A 4964-nucleotide genomic window follows, 5' to 3' on the forward strand; every position below is an offset into this window, starting at 1 on the left:
GCCTCGGCGTCCCCCGGGCCGCCTGACGCCGTCGCTGGCCTCGTGCTGCTGAGCGTGCGCTCTGGCGCACGCTCAGCAGCACGAGGCGGGGACCGGGCCTCTCAGGACTCCAGCACGACGACGGCCGAGGCGACGCCGGCGTCGTGGGAGAGCGAGAGGTGGACGGAGGCGACGCCGAGCTCGTCGGCGCGGGCGAGGACGGAGCCGCGCATCTCGAAGAGCGGGCGGCCGGAGGACTCGGAGACCACCTCGGCGTCCTGCCAGGACATGCCGACGGGGGCGCCGAGGGCCTTGGCGAGCGCCTCCTTGGCGGCGAACCGGGCGGCGAGGGAGGCCAGTGGGCGGGTGGCCTCGTCGGGGGTGAACAGCCGCGCGGAGAGGCCGGGCGTGCGCTCCAGCGACGCGCCGAACCGCTCGATGTCGACGACGTCGATGCCGACGCCGATCACCGGCACGCGCGGACCACCTTCACGTGACCCACGAAGCCGCCGGTGCTCACTCGACGCTGCTCACTCGACGGTGACGGACTTGGCGAGGTTGCGGGGCTGGTCGACGTCGTGGCCCATCGCGGTGGCCAGCTCGCAGGCGAACAGCTGCAGCGGCACGACCGCGACCAGCGGCTGGAGCAGCACCGGCACCTTGGGCAGGCGGATCAGGTGGTCGGCGTACGGCTCGATCGAGGTGTCGCCCTCCTCGGCCAGGCAGATCGTGCGCGCACCCCGCGCGCGGACCTCCTGGATGCCCGAGATCATCTTCTCGTGCAGCTGGTCCCGGCCCCGGGGCGGCACGACGCACAGCACCGGCAGCCCCTCCTCGACCAGCGCGATCGGGCCGTGCTTGAGCTCACCGGCCGCGAACCCCTCGGCGTGGATGTAGGCCAGCTCCTTGAGCTTCAACGCCCCCTCCAGCGCCACCGGGTAACCCGCGTGCCGGCCCAGGAACAGCACCGACCGGGTGCCCACGTGGGAGCGCGCCAGCTCGTAGACCTCGTCGGAGCGGGACAGCACCGACGCGATCTGGTCCGGCACCGCCTCCAACTGGTGCATGATCTCGCTGATCTCGTCGCCGTAGCGGGTGCCCTTGACCTGCGCCAGGTAGAGCGCCAGCAGGTAGCAGGCCACCAGCTGGGTCAGGAACCCCTTGGTCGACGCCACGCCGATCTCCGGGCCGGCGTGGGTGTAGATCACCGCGTCCGACTCCCGCGGGATCGTCGAGCCGTTGGTGTTGCAGATCGCCAGCACCTTCGAGCGCTGCAGCCGCGCGTGCCGGATCGCCTGCAGGGTGTCGGCGGTCTCCCCCGACTGCGAGATGGCGACCACCAGCGTGGAGTAGTCGAGGATCGGGTCGCGGTAGCGGAACTCGCTGGCCAGCTCGACCTCGACCGGCACGCGGGTCCAGTGCTCGATGGCGTACTTCGCGACCAGGCCGGCGTAGAACGACGTCCCGCACGCGATGATGATGATCTTGTCGATGTCGCGCAGCTCTTGGTCGGAAAGCCGCATCTCGTCGAGCTGGAGCAGCCCGTTGCGCGCGTGGCGGCCCAGCAGCGAGTCCGCCACCGCGCGGGGCTGCTCGAAGATCTCCTTGCGCATGAACCAGTCGTGGCCGTCCTTCTCCGCCGCCGACAGGTCCCAGTCCACGTGGTAGCGCGTGCCCTCGGCCGGCGCCCCGTCGAACGTCGTGACCTCCACGCCCTCGCGGGTAATCGTCACGACCTGGTCCTGGCCCAGCTCGAGAGCCTCACGGGTGTGCTCGATGAACGCCGCCACGTCCGAGCCGAGGAAGTTCTCCCCCTCGCCCAAGCCCACCACGAGCGGCGAGTTGCGACGCGCCGCGACCACCCGCGAGGGGTCCTGCGCGTCGACCGCCACGAGGGTGAACGCGCCCTGCAGCCGCTGGCAGACCCGCTGCATCGCGGTGGTCAGGTCCACCCCGGACTCCACCTGGAGCTCCAGCAGGTGCGCCGCCACCTCGGTGTCGGTCTCGGAGACGAGCGTGTGGTCGTCGGCCTCGAGGCGGGCGCGGAGGTCGTCGAAGTTCTCGATGATCCCGTTGTGCACCAGCGCCACCCGCCGGTTCGACCCCAGGTGCGGGTGCGCGTTGACGTCGTTCGGCGCGCCGTGCGTGGCCCACCGCGTGTGCCCGATCCCCGTGGTCGAGGGCGGCAGCGGTTGGTCGCCGATCACCTTCTCGAGGTTCGCCAGCTTCCCCGCCTTCTTGGCCGACGCGATGGTGCCGCCGTCGACGAGGGCGATGCCGGCGGAGTCGTACCCGCGGTACTCCAACCTGCGCAGGCCCTCGATGACGACGTCCTGGGCCTGCTTGTCCCCGACGTACCCGACGATCCCGCACATGGGGCCACTGTATCGACGTGGGACCGCGCGCCCCGCTTCGTCGCCGGGCTGCAACAATCGCGCCCATGTCGCGAGGGTCGTCGAGCTCGACCGGACCCCAGACGGGGACCGCCCACGGCTCCGCCGACGAGTCCCACAAGGAACCGTCCCCCTACATCGAGCTCGACCGCTCCGCGTGGGCCGCTCTCGGCACCGGCGCCGAGAGCCCGCTCACGGGGCAGGAGATCCGCACGCTCCGCGGCCTCGGCGACTCCCTCGACCTCGACGAGGTGCGCGACGTCTACCTGCCGCTCAGCCGCCTGCTGAGCCTGTACGTCGAGTCCGCCGGCCGCCTGCACCGCAAGCAGGAGGACTTCCTGCACCGTCGTACGCCGCCGCGCACGCCGTTCGTCATCGGCGTCGCCGGCTCGGTGGCGGTCGGCAAGTCGACCACCGCCCGCGTCCTGCAGCAGATGCTCGCCCACTGGCCCGAGCACCCGAACGTCGCGCTGGTGACCACCGACGGCTTCCTCTACCCCAACGCCGAGCTCGAACGCCGCGGCATCCTGCACCGCAAGGGCTTCCCGGAGTCCTACGACCGCCGCGCGCTGCTGCGCTTCGTCGTCGACATCAAGTCCGGCAAGGACGAGGTCGAGGCCCCTGTCTACTCCCACCTCGTCTACGACGTGGTGAAGGACGAGAAGGTCGTGGTCAAGCGCCCCGACGTCGTCATCGTCGAGGGCCTCAACGTCCTGCAGCCCGCCCGCGTCCGCGACGACGGGAAGACCAGCCTGGCGGTCAGCGACTTCTTCGACTTCAGCGTCTACGTCGACGCCGGCCGCGACAAGATCCGCGACTGGTACGTCTCCCGCTTCCTCCGACTGCGCGAGACCGCCTTCCGCGACCCGGGCTCCTACTTCAGCAAGTACGCCGCCCTCACCCACGACGAGGCCGTCGCCGAGGCCGAGCGGATCTGGGACACCATCAACGGCCCCAACCTGGTCGAGAACATCCTCCCCACCCGCTCCCGCGCCACCCTCGTCATGCGCAAGGACCGCGACCACTCCGTGCGCTACGTGCGGCTCAGGAAGCTGTAGCGACCTTCTTCTGCACGTCCAGCGCCCGCTCGACGACGCGGTAGCCCATCGCCTCGTTGACGGCGTTCATCGGGGCGTTGACGCCGGCGTTGCCGGTCTCGACGTGCCGGCAGTCGGGGAAGAGCTCGAGCACGCGGCGGTGGGTGTGCAGCTTCATCGCCAGGCCGAGGTGGTGGCCGCGGTGCCCGGTGAGCACGAGCGTGCCGCCGACGGAGGCGTGGCGGGGGTCGGCGTCGTGGACGGACAGCTCGGAGAAGCCGCAGGCGGTCCCGTCGGGGGCGACGGCGAGGGCGCCGATCCAGGTGCGGCCGCTCTCGTGGAACCGCTGCTCGGTGGCGTGCAGCCGCTCCGCGTCCCACGACGCCGGGCCGAGCTCGAGGTCGCCGGTGGGGACCATCGAGGTGAAGACCGCGAGCATCGCGCAGAACGCCTCGACGTGCTCGGCGGGGACGCGCCGCTCGAAGCCCACGACCGAGTACGCCGCCAGCCGCTCCGCCACCCGGCGGTCGAGCGTGTCCCAGCCGGCGGGGGCGGTCCGCAGGTCGACCAGCTTGGTCTCCTCGTGGCTGGCCACGGGGTAGCCCCGGGCCGCGCAGAAGAGCGTGCCCGCGCTCTCCGCGCCGACCGGCGCGAACGTCGTGCCGAGCAGCACCCGGCGGCCGGCCGCGACCGCGCGTGCCTCGAGATCGGCGAGCACCGTGGACCCCACGCCCTGGCGGCGCGCGTCGGGCACGACGTGCACCTCCAGCTCGGCGAGGTGGGGGTTGTCGAGCAGCGGCACTTCCAGCCGGCCGGCGCCGACGACCCTGCCGTCGTCGTCGGTGGCGGTCACGAGCGTGACGTCGCGGTCGGGCCGGGCGTGCCGCAGCGCTACCCGGGAGACCGCCCAGACCGGCCACGCGTCGAAGGCGCGCTCGCGGGAGGCGGCCTCACCGACCTCCCACCAGGACCGGAGGGCGGGCTCGTCGGCGGGGTCGATCGGTCGGACGACGACAGCGGGCTCAGCGGTGCGCACGAGGCGCGAGGCTACGAGAGCGCGAGGCGCTCGCGCACCACCTTTGCGAGCCGGTCGGCCACGTCGCCGGCGACCTGCTCGGTCGCGGCCTCGACCATGACGCGCACGAGCGGCTCGGTGCCCGAGGCACGGAGCAGCACGCGGCCGGTGTCGCCGAGCGCGGCCTCCTCGGCGGCGACCGCGGCCAGGAGAGCCTCGTCGTCGGTGCGGGTCTTGTCGACACCGGGCACGTTGACGAGCACCTGCGGGAAGCGCGTCATCACCGAGGCCAGGTCGGCCAGGGAGCGGCCGGTCAGCGTCATCTGCTCCAGCACGTGCAGCGCGGTGAGGATGCCGTCGCCGGTGGTGGCGTGGTCGCGCATGATCACGTGGCCCGACTGCTCGCCGCCCAGCGAGTAGTGGTGGGCGTTCATCTCCTCGAGCACGTAGCGGTCGCCGACCGCGGTCTGGCGCACCGCGACGCCGGCGTCGCGCATCGCGTTGACGAAGCCGAGGTTGCTCATCACGGTCGCCACGACG

The 4964-nt window shown here is 72.2% G+C and carries 5 protein-coding genes; 1 reads left to right on the forward strand and 4 read right to left on the reverse strand.

All coding sequences use genetic code 11. From position 1 onward, the window contains the following. Positions 1–101 precede the first annotated feature (101 nt). Both QWY29_RS19685 and glmS read right to left on the reverse strand, forming a co-directional pair. Positions 102–455, reverse strand: a complete 354-nt coding sequence (locus QWY29_RS19685; protein ID WP_300962934.1) for a holo-ACP synthase — start codon at positions 453–455, stop codon at positions 102–104. Positions 456–509: 54 nt separating this feature from the next. After that, a complete protein-coding gene (gene glmS / locus QWY29_RS19690; RefSeq protein ID WP_300962935.1) occupies positions 510–2354 on the reverse strand; it encodes a glutamine--fructose-6-phosphate transaminase (isomerizing) in 1845 nt (614 codons plus the stop codon). A gap of 65 nt (positions 2355–2419) precedes the next feature. Between glmS and coaA the strand changes: the two genes are divergently transcribed. Beyond that, positions 2420–3430 (forward strand): type I pantothenate kinase, encoded by a 1011-nt coding sequence (gene coaA / locus QWY29_RS19695; protein WP_300962936.1) that lies wholly within the window; start codon positions 2420–2422, stop codon positions 3428–3430. Here coaA and QWY29_RS19700 read toward each other — a convergent pair. Beyond that, the gene (locus QWY29_RS19700) at positions 3417–4445 is read right to left on the reverse strand and encodes a GNAT family N-acetyltransferase (RefSeq protein WP_300962937.1); all 1029 of its coding nucleotides are present in this window, start codon (positions 4443–4445) and stop codon (positions 3417–3419) included. The two genes, coaA and QWY29_RS19700, sit on opposite strands and share 14 nt — an antisense overlap. A gap of 11 nt (positions 4446–4456) precedes the next feature. After that, positions 4457–4964, reverse strand: a 508-nt coding sequence (locus QWY29_RS19705) for a phosphohexomutase domain-containing protein (RefSeq protein WP_500684587.1), incomplete at its 5' end; no start/stop codon positions are given.

Source organism: Nocardioides abyssi (genome assembly GCF_030412915.1).
GTDB lineage: Bacteria > Actinomycetota > Actinomycetes > Propionibacteriales > Nocardioidaceae > Nocardioides > Nocardioides abyssi.

Excerpts from the sequence above, each read along its gene's own strand:
- glmS (WP_300962935.1), bottom strand. The coding sequence starts at position 2,354 with ATGTGCGGGATCGTCGGGTACGTCGGGGACAAGCAGGCCCAGGACGTC.
- coaA (WP_300962936.1), top strand. The coding sequence starts at position 2,420 with ATGTCGCGAGGGTCGTCGAGCTCGACCGGACCCCAGACGGGGACCGCC.